The organism is Microcoleus sp. BM001215392 (assembly GCF_036700185.1).
Classification (GTDB): Bacteria; Cyanobacteriota; Cyanobacteriia; order Cyanobacteriales; family Microcoleaceae; genus Microcoleus.
On the sequence record NZ_JAUBOJ010000040.1, the window covers coordinates 3,608 to 19,328 of the forward strand.

7 protein-coding genes and 1 CRISPR repeat array are annotated in these 15,721 nt (G+C 43.1%); of the genes, 2 read left to right on the forward strand and 5 right to left on the reverse strand.

The genetic code is table 11. The features are described 5' to 3' along the window. Positions 1 to 61: 61 nt before the first annotated feature. Positions 62 to 6,114: a CRISPR direct-repeat array (repeat unit 36 nt; unit sequence CTCCCCACTCGCTGGGGAAACTAATTGAATGGAAAC). A 200-nt stretch (positions 6,115 to 6,314) separates the two neighbouring features. From QT974_RS34735 to QT974_RS07235, 5 genes are all read right to left on the reverse strand, one after another. Then, entirely contained in the window at positions 6,315 to 6,440 is a 126-nt protein-coding gene (locus QT974_RS34735; RefSeq protein WP_442933161.1) for a hypothetical protein, read from the reverse strand. A 616-nt stretch (positions 6,441 to 7,056) separates the two neighbouring features. Continuing rightward, positions 7,057 to 7,515 (reverse strand): peroxiredoxin, encoded by a 459-nt coding sequence (locus tag QT974_RS07220; protein ID WP_333467837.1) that lies wholly within the window; start codon positions 7,513 to 7,515, stop codon positions 7,057 to 7,059. A 371-nt stretch (positions 7,516 to 7,886) separates the two neighbouring features. Then, positions 7,887 to 11,549, reverse strand: a complete 3,663-nt coding sequence (locus QT974_RS07225; RefSeq protein ID WP_333467838.1) for a helicase-related protein — start codon at positions 11,547 to 11,549, stop codon at positions 7,887 to 7,889. Further along, positions 11,539 to 14,574, reverse strand: a complete 3,036-nt coding sequence (locus QT974_RS07230; protein WP_333467839.1) for a hypothetical protein — start codon at positions 14,572 to 14,574, stop codon at positions 11,539 to 11,541. The genes QT974_RS07225 and QT974_RS07230 overlap by 11 nt, the downstream gene beginning before the upstream one ends. Before the next feature lie 13 nt (positions 14,575 to 14,587). Further along, the gene (locus QT974_RS07235; RefSeq protein ID WP_333250125.1) at positions 14,588 to 14,857 is read right to left on the reverse strand and encodes a YciI family protein; all 270 of its coding nucleotides are present in this window, start codon (positions 14,855 to 14,857) and stop codon (positions 14,588 to 14,590) included. A gap of 159 nt (positions 14,858 to 15,016) precedes the next feature. On the opposite strand from QT974_RS07235, the gene QT974_RS07240 reads away from it, so the two are divergent. Beyond that, positions 15,017 to 15,262 (forward strand): hypothetical protein, encoded by a 246-nt coding sequence (locus QT974_RS07240; RefSeq protein ID WP_333467840.1) that lies wholly within the window; start codon positions 15,017 to 15,019, stop codon positions 15,260 to 15,262. A 6-nt stretch (positions 15,263 to 15,268) separates the two neighbouring features. Continuing rightward, positions 15,269 to 15,487, forward strand: coding sequence for a Uma2 family endonuclease (locus QT974_RS07245; protein WP_333467846.1), 219 nt, complete (start codon positions 15,269 to 15,271; stop codon positions 15,485 to 15,487). Positions 15,488 to 15,721: the final 234 nt, after the last annotated feature.

Sequence of the window (15,721 nt, forward strand, 5' to 3'; positions counted from 1 at the left end):
GAATGGAAACTTCTTCAGAATCTACTAATTGTTTAGCTAAATCAATATTAAACTCATTCATCTCCCCACTCGCTGGGGAAACTAATTGAATGGAAACTTGGTAGACATGAAGTAGTAGCTTCAATTGTTGACTCCCCACTCGCTGGGGAAACTAATTGAATGGAAACACGATTAAGGGTTTTGATGTTTAATTTAAAGTTAGTCTCCCCACTCGCTGGGGAAACTAATTGAATGGAAACACTAACTTTTTCTTCAATTGTCCACTGCTATCAATTACAAACTCGACTCCCCACTCGCTGGGGAAACTAATTGAATGGAAACTCTAGACCACACAGCTCTGGGAAGTATGGGCGTAACCTCCCCACTCGCTGGGGAAACTAATTGAATGGAAACGCAGGAGTCTTTTAGCTAGCTCACTATCGTTTAGTCTCCCCACTCGCTGGGGAAACTAATTGAATGGAAACTCGGTGGGATTGGTTAGGGACTTGGCTACTGTTTTACCTCCCCACTCGCTGGGGAAACTAATTGAATGGAAACATTGGATAGCGTGTGATGTGGTATCTACTACTTCCCTCCCCACTCGCTGGGGAAACTAATTGAATGGAAACATGTGGTATCTACTACTTCCACCCCAGGCAGCACACCTTTGTTCTCCCCACTCGCTGGGGAAACTAATTGAATGGAAACTTACGAGCAGCAGCCTTTAACTCAGCACGGGTGGCCTCCCCACTCGCTGGGGAAACTAATTGAATGGAAACTTCACAGACCCCATGTCTAAAGCCCTGCAGAACACGCTCCCCACTCGCTGGGGAAACTAATTGAATGGAAACACTTCCATTGAGAGATCACTATTCTTACCAGTGACCACACCTCCCCACTCGCTGGGGAAACTAATTGAATGGAAACCCAACATAGATCCAGCAACAGTCACCACTATCTGCTCCCCACTCGCTGGGGAAACTAATTGAATGGAAACTTGACATAGCCGCATTAGAGACATGGGATGCTTCTTTCTCCCCACTCGCTGGGGAAACTAATTGAATGGAAACCGTTAGACTCATAGCATAGGTGCCAGTCTGTATGATTACTCCCCACTCGCTGGGGAAACTAATTGAATGGAAACCCGTTTAACTTCTACTGTTTGAGTGTGATAATGTCTCCCCACTCGCTGGGGAAACTAATTGAATGGAAACATATTCATGGGCGGATTTTAAAGCAAACTTAAGCACTCCCCACTCGCTGGGGAAACTAATTGAATGGAAACGACTCATGTTCCCGATCGCGCCGAACTGCAAGCAAATTGCTCCCCACTCGCTGGGGAAACTAATTGAATGGAAACAGTTCGTAGTCTTCATTGTTGAGGTAGCTGTCGCCCTCCCCACTCGCTGGGGAAACTAATTGAATGGAAACCAGGTTGGATGTGTTGGGCGATCGGCTCAAGGGAGGTCCCCACTCGCTGGGGAAACTAATTGAATGGAAACTACTGACTCACCGACAGCGCCACAAGTTTGCTGGGCCCTCCCCACTCGCTGGGGAAACTAATTGAATGGAAACTAAATTCAACCCGCTGGGCATTGTTCCAGCAACTCAAACCTCCCCACTCGCTGGGGAAACTAATTGAATGGAAACTTAAGCTTACCGAATCCGTTGTAGTGAACGATGACACTCCCCACTCGCTGGGGAAACTAATTGAATGGAAACAATACAAGAAGAATATTGTAATTGTAGTTGGGTTTTCGATAAACTCCCCACTCGCTGGGGAAACTAATTGAATGGAAACACTCAATAAAATTACTCTTGAAAATAAACGGTTGCCACTCCCCACTCGCTGGGGAAACTAATTGAATGGAAACACTTTTGACTTCTGCTCCGTTAACAATTTTGGATTCTCCCCACTCGCTGGGGAAACTAATTGAATGGAAACAAACACTATTCATAGCCTGTATGGTTCTACTTTAGGCTCCCCACTCGCTGGGGAAACTAATTGAATGGAAACTATTTTGGAATTACTGGTAGAGATATTCACTTTATAGCCCTCCCCACTCGCTGGGGAAACTAATTGAATGGAAACTTTGAAACTACTTTTTCCTCCTTCTCCTTAGTAAACTCCCCACTCGCTGGGGAAACTAATTGAATGGAAACGGTGAGTTTTTCTAGTGAATTAGCTGACATAAAGAACCAACTCCCCACTCGCTGGGGAAACTAATTGAATGGAAACACTGCATTAACATCTACAATCTCATCCTTAGAAACTCCCCACTCGCTGGGGAAACTAATTGAATGGAAACCAAAAGACTAGGAATAACCGCATTCCAAAGAGGCATTACCTCCCCACTCGCTGGGGAAACTAATTGAATGGAAACACCTAATGTTTTAGCTGAACTTCATTATACTGTAGTCTCCCCACTCGCTGGGGAAACTAATTGAATGGAAACCTAACTCTTCATCAGAAAGAAACTCTTGGTTAGTAGTCACTCCCCACTCGCTGGGGAAACTAATTGAATGGAAACTAAGAATTTGATTATGAACATATTTACAGTGGATATCTCCCCACTCGCTGGGGAAACTAATTGAATGGAAACAGGTTGTTATTGATTACCTTCTTAGACCATGAGACTCCCCACTCGCTGGGGAAACTAATTGAATGGAAACGTCACCATACCACTGCAAATCCCCATCCTGGTCCTCGTAGGTAGCTCCCCACTCGCTGGGGAAACTAATTGAATGGAAACGTGGTAACAATGGCGATACTGATGGGGACCCATGTACTCCCCACTCGCTGGGGAAACTAATTGAATGGAAACGTTATCTACGGGCGTCAATTGGCCGGCACCCAATAGCTCCCCACTCGCTGGGGAAACTAATTGAATGGAAACTCTACCATTACTTCACCAGGTTCATACACACGGTCTCCCCACTCGCTGGGGAAACTAATTGAATGGAAACCTTTACGCTCAGCCTTCTTGATTATGTTGTCAGCTTGACTCCCCACTCGCTGGGGAAACTAATTGAATGGAAACGAGGGTATTGACGGTATTGTTCTCTACCGCTGCATCGTACTGTTCTCTCCCCACTCGCTGGGGAAACTAATTGAATGGAAACGCTAGGACTATTCTCTACCAAAACCGCCAGCCCATCTCCCCACTCGCTGGGGAAACTAATTGAATGGAAACTTTGGATCTCTTGTAGAGACTCATCACAGGCGATTGCTGACTCCCCACTCGCTGGGGAAACTAATTGAATGGAAACAAGCTCCCATGTGCCTTCTTCATACATAGCAATGTAAGGTTTCCCTCCCCACTCGCTGGGGAAACTAATTGAATGGAAACCCATCTGAGATGATTGCATTCATAGATAACCTAGCCATTAACTCCCCACTCGCTGGGGAAACTAATTGAATGGAAACGACAAACTCCTTTCTTTGCTCTCCATCTTTGTTAACTCCCCACTCGCTGGGGAAACTAATTGAATGGAAACGTGTTCTTTAGGATCTGGACAGTCGCACCTGCACCTCTCCCTCCCCACTCGCTGGGGAAACTAATTGAATGGAAACATTACGTTCATGGTGGTTACAGTTGTGGTGATGGACTCCCCACTCGCTGGGGAAACTAATTGAATGGAAACTTGAAGGATACAAACTCAGCACAGTCGTGATCCTTGGGGTTATTCCCACTCCCCACTCGCTGGGGAAACTAATTGAATGGAAACTTCTGAGGCGCAAAGCCACGGAGAATACGTTTAATGCTCCCCACTCGCTGGGGAAACTAATTGAATGGAAACAGGAGTATGCAAACTGCTCTACCAAGCTGACACCAGCACTCCCCACTCGCTGGGGAAACTAATTGAATGGAAACGTTCGGGCGCTGCACAAGTGTGTACTTTACCAACTAATCTCCCCACTCGCTGGGGAAACTAATTGAATGGAAACCATGGGTTGGTCACGGACTCGTATACGTCTTGCTTACTCCCCACTCGCTGGGGAAACTAATTGAATGGAAACCCGGATACGCCATCCGCAACAAGGTCGTATTGAGCGCTCCCCACTCGCTGGGGAAACTAATTGAATGGAAACATAAATAAAAGAGAGTTTGGAACACATCAGTATGTTCTTTTCGCTCCCCACTCGCTGGGGAAACTAATTGAATGGAAACAGACGACCATCTTCGATTAGAATACGTCCACCATCTTTCTCCTCCCCACTCGCTGGGGAAACTAATTGAATGGAAACTGTGGTATCAGGTTCTGTCGCCCACCAAGTCTCTAGCTTCTCCCCACTCGCTGGGGAAACTAATTGAATGGAAACCATTCTTCTTAAGGTGCTGTCGAGACATTGCCAATGCTGCTGACTCCCCACTCGCTGGGGAAACTAATTGAATGGAAACTTGAGTCAGTTTCCTGCGCTTAAGGAGCTTTTTGAAGTTGATACTCCCCACTCGCTGGGGAAACTAATTGAATGGAAACATTTTACTCAATTGTGCAAGGTTGGCGATCGCTTCTTCTCCCCACTCGCTGGGGAAACTAATTGAATGGAAACACAGGAGATTCGATCGTCACATCTTTTTCCACCAAGAACCCTCCCCACTCGCTGGGGAAACTAATTGAATGGAAACCATTTCTTAAGTATTCTTTCTTCCAGTCTTCAACAGAACTCCCCACTCGCTGGGGAAACTAATTGAATGGAAACTCGAAGACGCTGGCGATCGCACCCCAACCCGTGAACTCCCCACTCGCTGGGGAAACTAATTGAATGGAAACAGAAATTGGGCGGGGTTTCGGTAAGTTTCTTTTGCTCCCCACTCGCTGGGGAAACTAATTGAATGGAAACGTGTTTTTTCAAACTCAGGTCCGTTATTTACACCATCAGGACTCCCCACTCGCTGGGGAAACTAATTGAATGGAAACTAGGTATATAGGGGGTGGCGATTCAAAGTATGTGCGACTCCCCACTCGCTGGGGAAACTAATTGAATGGAAACACAAGAGCGTTGGTAATTCGCTTACCTTGTCGAGCTTCTTCTCCCCACTCGCTGGGGAAACTAATTGAATGGAAACTTATTATTCTTCAGTTCGCCACAGATTTGCAGTGCGCTCCCCACTCGCTGGGGAAACTAATTGAATGGAAACTTCTTGTTAGGGGGAGGTAAGATACAACCTTGCACCCTCCCCACTCGCTGGGGAAACTAATTGAATGGAAACTAGGAAAGCAGTTAACTACTGTTAACACCCCTTCTGCTCCCCACTCGCTGGGGAAACTAATTGAATGGAAACGGATTAGTTTGATAGCGGTACGGTTGGATAGTTGGGTATCCCTCCCCACTCGCTGGGGAAACTAATTGAATGGAAACTCTACCCCACAAGAGTTATCTACCTTGAATAGAGCTTTGCTACCCTCCCCACTCGCTGGGGAAACTAATTGAATGGAAACTCTATGTTGCTTTCACAAACACGCATCCCTTCATTACTCGTCTCCCCACTCGCTGGGGAAACTAATTGAATGGAAACTCCCGTCCCTTGGGTTTAACATCAATTACAACCCGCCCATTCGCTCCCCACTCGCTGGGGAAACTAATTGAATGGAAACTCATCAGAGTCAAGTTGTCCGACATATTCACCCTGTGCTGCATTAAACTCCCCACTCGCTGGGGAAACTAATTGAATGGAAACATAATTTGTTCTATCGAACTCACCACTCAGTCTCCCCACTCGCTGGGGAAACTAATTGAATGGAAACATTGGGGCCCAGCAGGCCCATCACCTCGCCGCGCTGCACCTCCCCACTCGCTGGGGAAACTAATTGAATGGAAACAGAAGAACAGGTTTCTGCAATGTCAACGCAAGGGAACCTCCCCACTCGCTGGGGAAACTAATTGAATGGAAACAAAAACTATTGAGTTTTTCTTGATTCTAAGAAGTTTTTGATCTCCCCACTCGCTGGGGAAACTAATTGAATGGAAACATTTTTTTGTCATTGCCATGCATCGCAAAATCTTTATTCTGGCTGGGCTCCCCACTCGCTGGGGAAACTAATTGAATGGAAACTCGACTGCTAAAGTGAAATTGTAGCTAATTTTTTCAGTGGCTCCCCACTCGCTGGGGAAACTAATTGAATGGAAACATATAATATAAGACTAACTACGTTGCAAGCTCATCTATAAGCTAGCACGACTCCCCACTCGCGCTTGGAAACTAATTGAATGGAAACAATCGGACAGAAAGTTTTGGATGCAGCCAAGTGCCTTGATTTGTCCCCACTCGCGCTTGGAAACTAATTGAATGGAAACTCTATTAAAATCGTATCGAGGAACTTTCTCTCCATCACTCGCGCTTGGAAACTAATTGAATGGAAACAAACCTTTGAAAAGTTTCTACTTCACCATAAGTTCCCAGTCCCCACTCGCGCTTGGAAACTAATTGAATGGAAACCTGGATAAGACTGACCATAATTTATAGCAGCTTCTTCTTGTGTCCCCACTCGCGCTTGGAAACTAATTGAATGGAAACATTGTCTTGGAGGTCGAGCCAGATCAGATTAATCAAAGACTCCCCACTCGCGCTTGGAAACTAATTTAGTCCCGCATACGGGCGGCCAGAAACCGGGTTTTTTCACGAAAATCCTTCATTGTCACTCACAGATTAAGTAAAAAACCCGGTTTCTTTATTGAGAGTGCGCTCAAAAGTGTAATTGAATAAAAAATTAAAAAAAGCAGCCAAGATTTGCTCTTGACTGCTTTCAATTTTCCCATCCCGCAGCTAAATAATTGATTAGAAAGCAATACGCTTGGGTTAAAATAGTTATGAATACCATTTTGACAAAAGATTGCTACATAATAAATGTTGTGTTTGCTCGATCGTACCATTGTGGTCAGGTGGATCGCGAGCAGAATTGTCGATATTTAGATTGGGATTTTTAGCGATCCACACCCTACACTGTTGCATTAATTTTTAAAATTTGTATGAGATAAAACTATGTGAAAAATCGATCGCAATTTACGCATTCCTGTCAAAAAAACCGGGTATTTTCCTGAAAAAACCCGGTTTATGGGCACCCGCGCGCAATCTAACTTTTGATAACTGCCAAAGTTTTCAGCGCTTCCGCAACGTGAGCCTTAAAATCCAACATCGAATCAAAAATATGTTTGACAACACCTTGTTTGTCAATCACATAAGTTACCCTACCTGGCATAATCCACATAGTAGCTGGAACCCCGTACAATTGCCGAACTTTATTCCCCGTATCGCTCAACAAAGTAAAAGGTAACTGATATTTCGAGGCAAATTTCTCGTGAGACTGCTGCGAATCATCGCTAATCCCAATTACTTCTGCACCATCGTCTTTGAAAACTTCATAACTATCTCGAAAAGCGCAAGCTTGAGTCGTGCATCCGGGCGTGTCGTCTTTGGGGTAAAAGTAGACGATGACGTTTTTTTGACCTCGAAAGTCCTTGAGGCTAACTGATGTGCCAGTTTGCGACGTTAAGGTAAAATCCGGTGCGATATCTCCTACTTTGACTGTCATATTTTTTTAACTTTGTTTGCTGGAAATTTTCACTTTTGTTATTGTACAATTTTTTATGGAAAACCGGGCGGTTGAAACTGCGTTTATACAACAATACCGGGCGGTTGAAACCGCGTCTATACAAGAAGACCGGGCGGTTGAAACCGCGTCTATACAAGAAGACCGGGCGGTTGAAACCGCGTCTATACAAGCAAAATAAGCCGGACGCCGGTTGAAGACTAAGGCGGTGAACAATAGAAGACCGGGCGGTTGAAACCGCGTCTATACAAGCAAAACCCGGATGGTGCGCGGGTTGAAGACAATGGCGGTCAAAATCACGTTATTTTCTTCCGTCCGCGCACCATCCCGACATCGTTTGTGTAGACGCGGTTTCAACCGCCGTCTTGCTTCGACAAAATCAAATTGAGCACGTTCAACTCATTAGAGCTCAAAAGGTACTTATCGGTAAACATCTTTTCCCGACTTTGCTCTAAACTGTAGCTTCTAAACACGATAAACGGGAATTCGCGATACTTATGCCCGATCGGCATTACACTGTCTATAGGATAGGTCGATCGCACATAAGCCGACAGAATATCCCGAAACATCCGATCCTCCGGTTCCTCCAGCCTCGTGTCTGCAAAATACTCCTGCATCCGATCCCCGCTGACAAAAGCAAACAAAGGTATAGCATAATAGCGATCGAACTGCTGACTCTGCTGCTGGAAATACTGAGTTTTCTCCAAATCGTCGTTGAGAAACTGCAAAAGCTCGATCGCACCACCCCTGATAGCAGATTTTACATTCTCAGGAGAAGATTTGCTATCCCTGACCATTTCCATTTTTTTCAGCAACTGATTCTCCAAACATTTCCTAATTTCCCCATTCAGCCGCATCTGATAGTTTTCATCTAAACTTGTATCAGCCAAAGGAACTAATAACAAACTTCCCAAAACATGACTAATCTCTAGATTCCCATAACCCAGCAAACCCTCAAGAGGATTGCACAACTGCAAAAAATTACGATTAAACTCCTCCCGCATTTCCAGGTAAAAATTGCCTTTTTCACGAGACTTCTCAGATTTTTTCAAAACAAACTCCCCACGGCTCAAAAGCTCCTCCAGCCCCTCATAAACCTCCTTAAAAAACACATTTCCTGGGCGACTGCGATGTTCGCTTTTTAATATTTTAATTAGACTAGCAATCTTACTGCTAAAAGTATCGCCCACAGCCGAAATCGACTTTCCGCCAATCGGAATCATCAAAAATTTTTCCCTACCCAAATATCCATATCCCGCAATCCGCGTCATCACCGCCGTCTTCAGAATTAGCAGCAAATTCAACAAACTCAACTTGCTTTCTTGTAGCGAAAGTTCCGCATCATCAGCATAGTAAACCGCTGTATCAGACAAGTAAAAAACCAACTCCTTAGCTTCACCATCCAGCGTATTACCATCATCATCTTCCCCGCGCCCCCGATAAATCACCTGAATCACCTCCATCAGATTTTTCTCAATCTGAAAGCGGGGAATATCTACTAAAATATGCTTAGTTTTCGGGAAAGACAAGCCGCGACTTCCCGATGCAGTCATGAAGATTACTTTAACTTTATTTTTGCACTTTTGTATTTGCTCTTTTTCCTCTTCCGAGATATTCGCGTGTACTTCCAGATAATCCCTATAGCGCTTAAATTCTCGTTTCTCTTGAATTTTATCAATTAACTCGGCTAATCTTCGCTTATCCTGAATGTAGACAATAATTTGTTCTACTCCCGGCTGTGTCAATCGCTGATGGATATCCTTAATGATTTCAGACTGTACCCGCGATCGTAAATTATTATTGAGCTTTAAAGAAGTATCTTCAGTAAACTTAACAGCTTCTATAAATACCTTATAAGTTATCTCTAAACTGCGAGCCGGATAAGAATTAGTATTGATAATTTTAGCAGCTAACCGTTGAAATTCAAAAAAAGTAACCTGTAGTGGCGGGATTGTATCTGAATTTTTGGGTAGCTTTTTGAAATAAATTTTATCCGGTTCCGGTGACGTGTCATTGAGGTGTTGTTTAATCACGTCCGAGTCAACAATCGAAGCATCGGCTACAATAATTTTAGTGTTAAAACCATGTTTTGGGTTGTGCAACTCATATTTGTTGAGCAGCCTACCAATTCCATGCAGAAACTCAACGCCGCCGTCGTCTCCGGTAATTTCATCGATCGTAATGAAGATGTGTTTGATGCGGCTGGAAATTTCCTGCATTTTAGCGGGTATGACTCTTTTGTCCCCCTTGTTGTAAGCATCTTGAAATATTTTCTCTAAATGTTGGAGAGTATTTTTTCCTGTTTCTGTCACCTTCAAAGACTGAATAGAAACGGTAGCCACGATATTGTTCGATGTCTTCTGATTGATGAGCGAATATATTCCCTCACAAACGCTGTTTAGCACTCCCTTCGTTTTACCCCTGGCAGGTTTAATTACGGTTTCTCCTTTCCTTTCGAGTTGGGGATTGTGGTATTTCTTCCGCTGCACTTCTGCGCTGTCGTTGATGAAGTGGACGGTTTTTTGATAAAAATTTTCGTGATAGTTATTGGCTGCGTAGTTGACGGTACAGTGTCCTGAATTGCTGTTGATAATATCGGAACTTGAGTTAATGCAAAATAAGCTATCATCGCACAACAAACCTGTTTTTTTATCTATGAATTTTTCGATGATATCTAAGTTGACTTGCTTGCGGGGACTGACGTAAAAGAACAAGAAACCGTCGTTTATATGGGTTTTGAGGAAATTTGCGATCGCAGTTGTTTTCCCAATTCCCGGATTTCCAGTCAAAAATAGGTAAGTTTCGTTAGATTCTAGTGCTTTGACAATTAATTGAGCGTGAGCATTTCTCAGGTGTAATCCGCGATCGATTTGCAAATCATCTGCCAATTTATCTGATATAATATCGATGGAATTGACAAAGTTATCGATCCGCTCTGTATGACAGACAGTTGTAGCAGTTTTACCAATCGTCAACAAATCGCTGACAAATTTTTGACCATTTTGAAAACTGCGAGCCGCGTTGAGTTGGATCGCATCTAAAACTTCAGCGCGAGCAGCGTTAATTTCTTTATCTTTCGCTTCCTGCTGGTAGATTTTGGCACAATTCGCCAAGATGTCAATTTTATCACTGCGGAGGGAAATTGCGCTAATTGTGCGATCGCTATAACCGACAACATTCAACAAAACCTCAGCACCATCAGGAATCATAGCAGTTGTTTGCAGAAAACCGTAGAAGCTGTGAGCGTAGCTACCAGCCTGAATCAACTTAGCGCTTTCCTTATCCTTATACTTAAAAGCCGTAAAATAGCGTTTTAAATCCTCCGAAAAATCAACACCTAATGTGCTCGTATCAATTCGCAGATTAGAAAAAACACTTTTCGATCGCAAATAGCTAATTTCTCTGAGCAAAGACTTCCGCATCACCTCTATTTCATCCAGATTTACCGCCTCCGAAGCTAACGGAGGAGTAAACACAGACAAATCAACGCAGAGAATTCTAAAATCCTGACCATTTTGCAACAAAATCAGGGTATCAGCTTGCAAAAACTCGCCTTTTTTCTTGTAGCGGCGGATGTAGGAGTTAATCTCATCGTCTGATAAATTTGGTTGCGCAATTTTAAACTGAGATAATAGCTCCTTAAACGCGGTGTCATCAGTCTTATCGTAGGTTCTGATACTGTTAGTATAACTAAAACTGCACTGATAATACACAATTTTTAGCAGATGCAAATTCCAGCCAGTAGATTTGACGTACTCCCGGAAGAAATTCAACCCGCTAAAAAAGCCTTTTTGGACAAAAAACAGACTCCACTTTTCAACAATTTTAGCATCCAAACTACCGAGCAGATTAGCTTCCCTGATTATTTCGGCTGTCATTTTTGGCAATTCTAGTTTCTGCAAATCCAAACGGTAACAATCCCCGAAATTCTGAGCTATATTTTGCCGCTGAATATATGCCAGAATCCCGATATTGAATCCCACCTCAAACAACCGTCCAAAATCTTCACCAATCATAATTGGTACCTCCCTCACCGACATTAAATACTTCTCTTACCTTATTCAAAAATGCCAAAGAATTAAAATCCGCGCTACCGCCAGCATGACTAAATACCGACAAAGCACCAACGGATTCATCACCGATAATCCGCTCGTAAGGGTCAAGTTTTAAACTAATATTGTGACGAGCTTCATACCGAGAAAAATGGAATATTGTCAAATAGTGCAGTATAGTATCTTTAATTGCACCGTCATAAATTAAGCCTTGGTGAATGTCTTGGTCATCCAGAATGCCTTCGTATATATGCAATAGCGTCGAGTAGGAAATCACGCCGTTGTAAAAATTCTTTTCCTCCTTGACTTTTATCCCGTTAAACAAGTTGAAAAACATTACAGCTTGCTGGCTGGTATCTGCAAACAAGCTTTCCAGCTCCATCGCATCCTGAATATAAAAGGATTTTCCCCTATCGCCTAGGAAGCTACGTACATAGTATTTGTCAAAAAATATCGGATAAATCTTGATATCTCGCCTCTCTCCCTTCAAAGTTCGCAGCAGTTTTTTTGACATGAAAGACAATTCCTCATCTTCTTCTGTCTGAGTAATATGCAGCGTACTCATGTAAGGTGCTTGCGAGATATATGCAAAATTGCGATATCCTTGCTGATAAAGCTGACTCATTACATCTTCAAGGATTAACGGCTCAGAATAAAGACGGCTGACACTGTAATTCTCGGAAAGTGTTTTCAGCATTTCGACTTGAATTGTGCTGTCGTCTAGGCGATTGATTCCGACAACTTCTCCGATTAAGCTGGCTTGTCTTTGGAAGCGGTTTTGATTGCTTCTTTTCGCATCACTATCTCGACTGGAAACCACAATAATTGCTAACTTGTCTAATTCTGGAGCTAGCTGTACATTGTCGTCGAAGCGAAACTTTTTAGGAAGGATTGAATATAGAGAACTCAAACCGTTACGGATTGTGTAACCATTGGGCGTTTTTTTGATCCGAAATCCTTGAGAAGTTGAGCGTTGTTTTTCACTCAAAACATGAGACAATGTTTTAGAAAGATTGGCCATAAACTTTTCTGAAGGCGAAGGGTGTTTCTCGTCACCTTCGTGAAGTCTCACCATCGGAATAAATAAGTTGTCCGCAGTATTTTCGAGCAATATCCTCAGACAGATATAGGACAGCAGCAGCATGGTAAACTTGTACACAAAAATTGCCGCAGGTTGTAAACCTTGATCGCCGCCATCTAGTCGTCGGTTGTTATACCGGAACAACAGCAACTTATACTGTTTTAAAAAATCGTTATATACACTCATCCGACTTTCGGGAACTGAAGCTACAGGCAAAATATCAACGTTTCTGATATTATATTCCATGCTGAAAGTTTGGCGTTCATCAGTCGGGAAATACCGGACATCTTCGATGCTGATATTGACTGGTAGCTGACAAATAGATTTTTCATCGACACTAGGTTCTTTGACGGTAATATAATGGAGCGTTTGCTTATAATTTTGCTCCATAATCTCATTGAAAAATTTACCATTCCTCAAGATATTGTCAATATCTTCTACCAGACCTATTTTGAGGTTTACGTGTCGCGTTTCTGTGCGGGTTGGTAATATTGTTTGACGCTCCAGAAAGCCTCTCAGCATTTTTCTTAAATGCGTAATTTTGTATTTTATATTAAACTGATTAAGCCCTTTAATAAAGTTGCGAAAAAGCTCTTTTTTTGCCTCATCGTTAGAACCTTGCAAAACGGGCAATACTCTTTGTTCAAATATCGCTCTTGGCTGATGATTGAGTTCAGATTCCGGGTTGTAATTTTGCGCTAGTGGGTCATTGCGGGAAGCAAGCACAAAATAGTAGAGCAATGCTATTTTTAACAGTTTGCGGACGAAAGTTTCGGGATTATAATCCTCCTTAAATTCTGCTTGATGTTCTTCACTATCTGGATTTAGGAGATTTAGATTATATTCAAATACGTCCTTTCCACCCCGCGCTTGTACTGAGTTATCAAATTTGATTTTGAGACCAAAAATAAACTTGCGTTCGTTGCGAGAATTATCTGTACTTTCTCCCAAGTAACCTGCTACAATCGGAATAATTGGCAGTGCATCTAAAAATTCGGATCGGGCAAATATCTCGCGGTAATTAACTCGGACACCAGCATAATTAACTTCGTAGTCGCCATCGGATTTATTTGGGTCGTTGATGTATTCTTCTATCAATCTGAGGCGGCGAATCAAGTCTTCTAAATAGATGATACCTACTGTATCTGTGCTGCTAGCGCGGATGTGTTCTAGCAGATACTCTAGGTAAGTAATCTTGGCTTCTTTTTGAATTTTTCCGAGAGTTTCTTTGTCAACCAGTCGGATTAATTTGTGAAAATCAGAGTCAGAATTTTTAACCATCTCATCAAGACGATGGTTTAGTTCTTGCTGGTCGTCGTTACTCTCGGCATTTTCATTGATATAATTTTGCAAGCCCTGCTTGAGTTCTTGTGCAAAAATATCAGTATTGCGGACGGTAACGGTCAATTTATGCAATTTTAAAGCTGCATGGCTTCCAGCACCTCGGCTTTCTAAAGTTAGCCTTTCTTTTTCTAAAGAAGGGTGGCGGGTGCCAAAATCGTATTTAAAGCCTAACTCTTGGCCGTTTCCCCGAAAAGATGGTGAGTCTAAGGGACTAATCAAATTAGCGACAAAGCTTTCGATAGAAGTGTTTGAGGGCAGTTTTAATTCTAAATGTTGCCGCAAAGACTCTCTAATCTGTCTGACTTGACTGCCAAAATGCTCTTCAATTTCCGGCGGTAAGTTAACAGTGGCAGAATCTGCTTGACGTTCCAAAGAACCCAAGGGTTGTCGCACTTGCTTGCGGGAAACATCCGCAGCAATAGCATCAATATCAATGAGCAAGCGGCGGTTGTCTTCTGATACGCTAAACGGGTTTTTAGTCTGCAAAGTTTCTAAAGTTTTGTCCAGCAAATCGCCGTAGTCTACTGGAACTAAATCGTCGTCGCCTAGTCTTAAGATGTTCACCCTGTTAACTCCTTTAAAAAGCTTGAATCCACTCTTTAATGTCGTATTCTGTCCAAACCTGATTTACCCAATAGGGATCGGTTTCAACTAATTCTCTTACTTGGGCTTCGTCGGCGGCTTCGTAAATCGCGAAAACTTTGGTTAAGTCTTTGGTTGGGCCGATGGTAATCAATACTCCCGATTCTTTTTGTTTGGCAAGTCCGGCTAGGTGCGCGTCTCGAAATGGTGCGCGTTTTTCGAGAACGTCCTGGCAGTAACTTCCCCACATTACATATTTGGTCACGGTTTTGGGCCTTGGATGAATTTGTTTAAAATTTATTGTACATTAAGGTTAGGTAGATTTGATATTTTTTTTAGGATAAGATTTTTTAACCGCAGAGGGCGCAGAGGGCGCAGAGGAAGAGGGGAAAGAGAGGGGTTTGTTTGAGGGGAGGAAACAACTATGACTTTATTGGATATTCGGCTGCTGACTGTTGATGAATATGACCGGATGACGGAAATTGGTATTTTTGACGAAGATGAACGGGTGGAATTACTAGCAGGACAGCTCGTAAAAATGGCCGCAAAGGGAACAGCGCACGGTGCGGCGATTGCGCGCACGCGGATATTACTGAAAAACTGTTTAGGACAGCAGGTTTTGGTGCGGCTGCAAGACCCAGTTCGGATGAATAATTACTCGCAACCATAACCGGATATTTCTGTAGTTATATTAGATCCATTTTACTATGAAGACCACTATCCAAGGCCATCGGAAATTTATCTGATTGTGGAAGTTGCGGATACTACGCTGAGAACGGATTGCGGGATTAAGCCGAAAATTTATGCTGAGTCGGGGATTGCTGATTATTGGGTTTTGGATGTGAATAATCGCCAACTTCATGTTTTTCGAGAACGGAGTCAGGATGGTTATTAAAGTATAGCAGTTCTTGGGGATGATGCTACTATTTCTCCTCTGCAATTTGCTGATATTTCTTTCGCTGTGCGAGAGATGTTGCGGCCTTTAATTACGATTTAAATCTCCCGGCGGTTGGAAACCAGGTTTACACAAACAAAACCCACCTCCGTGGGTTCAAGAAAGAAAGAAAGAAATCTCGGCGGTTGGAAACCAGGTTTACACAAACAAAACCCACCTCCGTGGGTTCAAGAA

Bases quoted from the DNA above. Each gene is read 5' to 3' on its own strand.
- QT974_RS34735 (WP_442933161.1), bottom strand. From the start codon at position 6,440: ATGGTCAGTCTTATCCAGGTTTCCATTCAATTAGTTTCCAAGCGCGAG.
- QT974_RS07220 (WP_333467837.1), bottom strand. From the start codon at position 7,515: ATGACAGTCAAAGTAGGAGATATCGCACCGGATTTTACCTTAACGTCG.
- QT974_RS07225 (WP_333467838.1), bottom strand. From the start codon at position 11,549: ATGATTGGTGAAGATTTTGGACGGTTGTTTGAGGTGGGATTCAATATC.
- QT974_RS07240 (WP_333467840.1), top strand. From the start codon at position 15,017: ATGACTTTATTGGATATTCGGCTGCTGACTGTTGATGAATATGACCGG.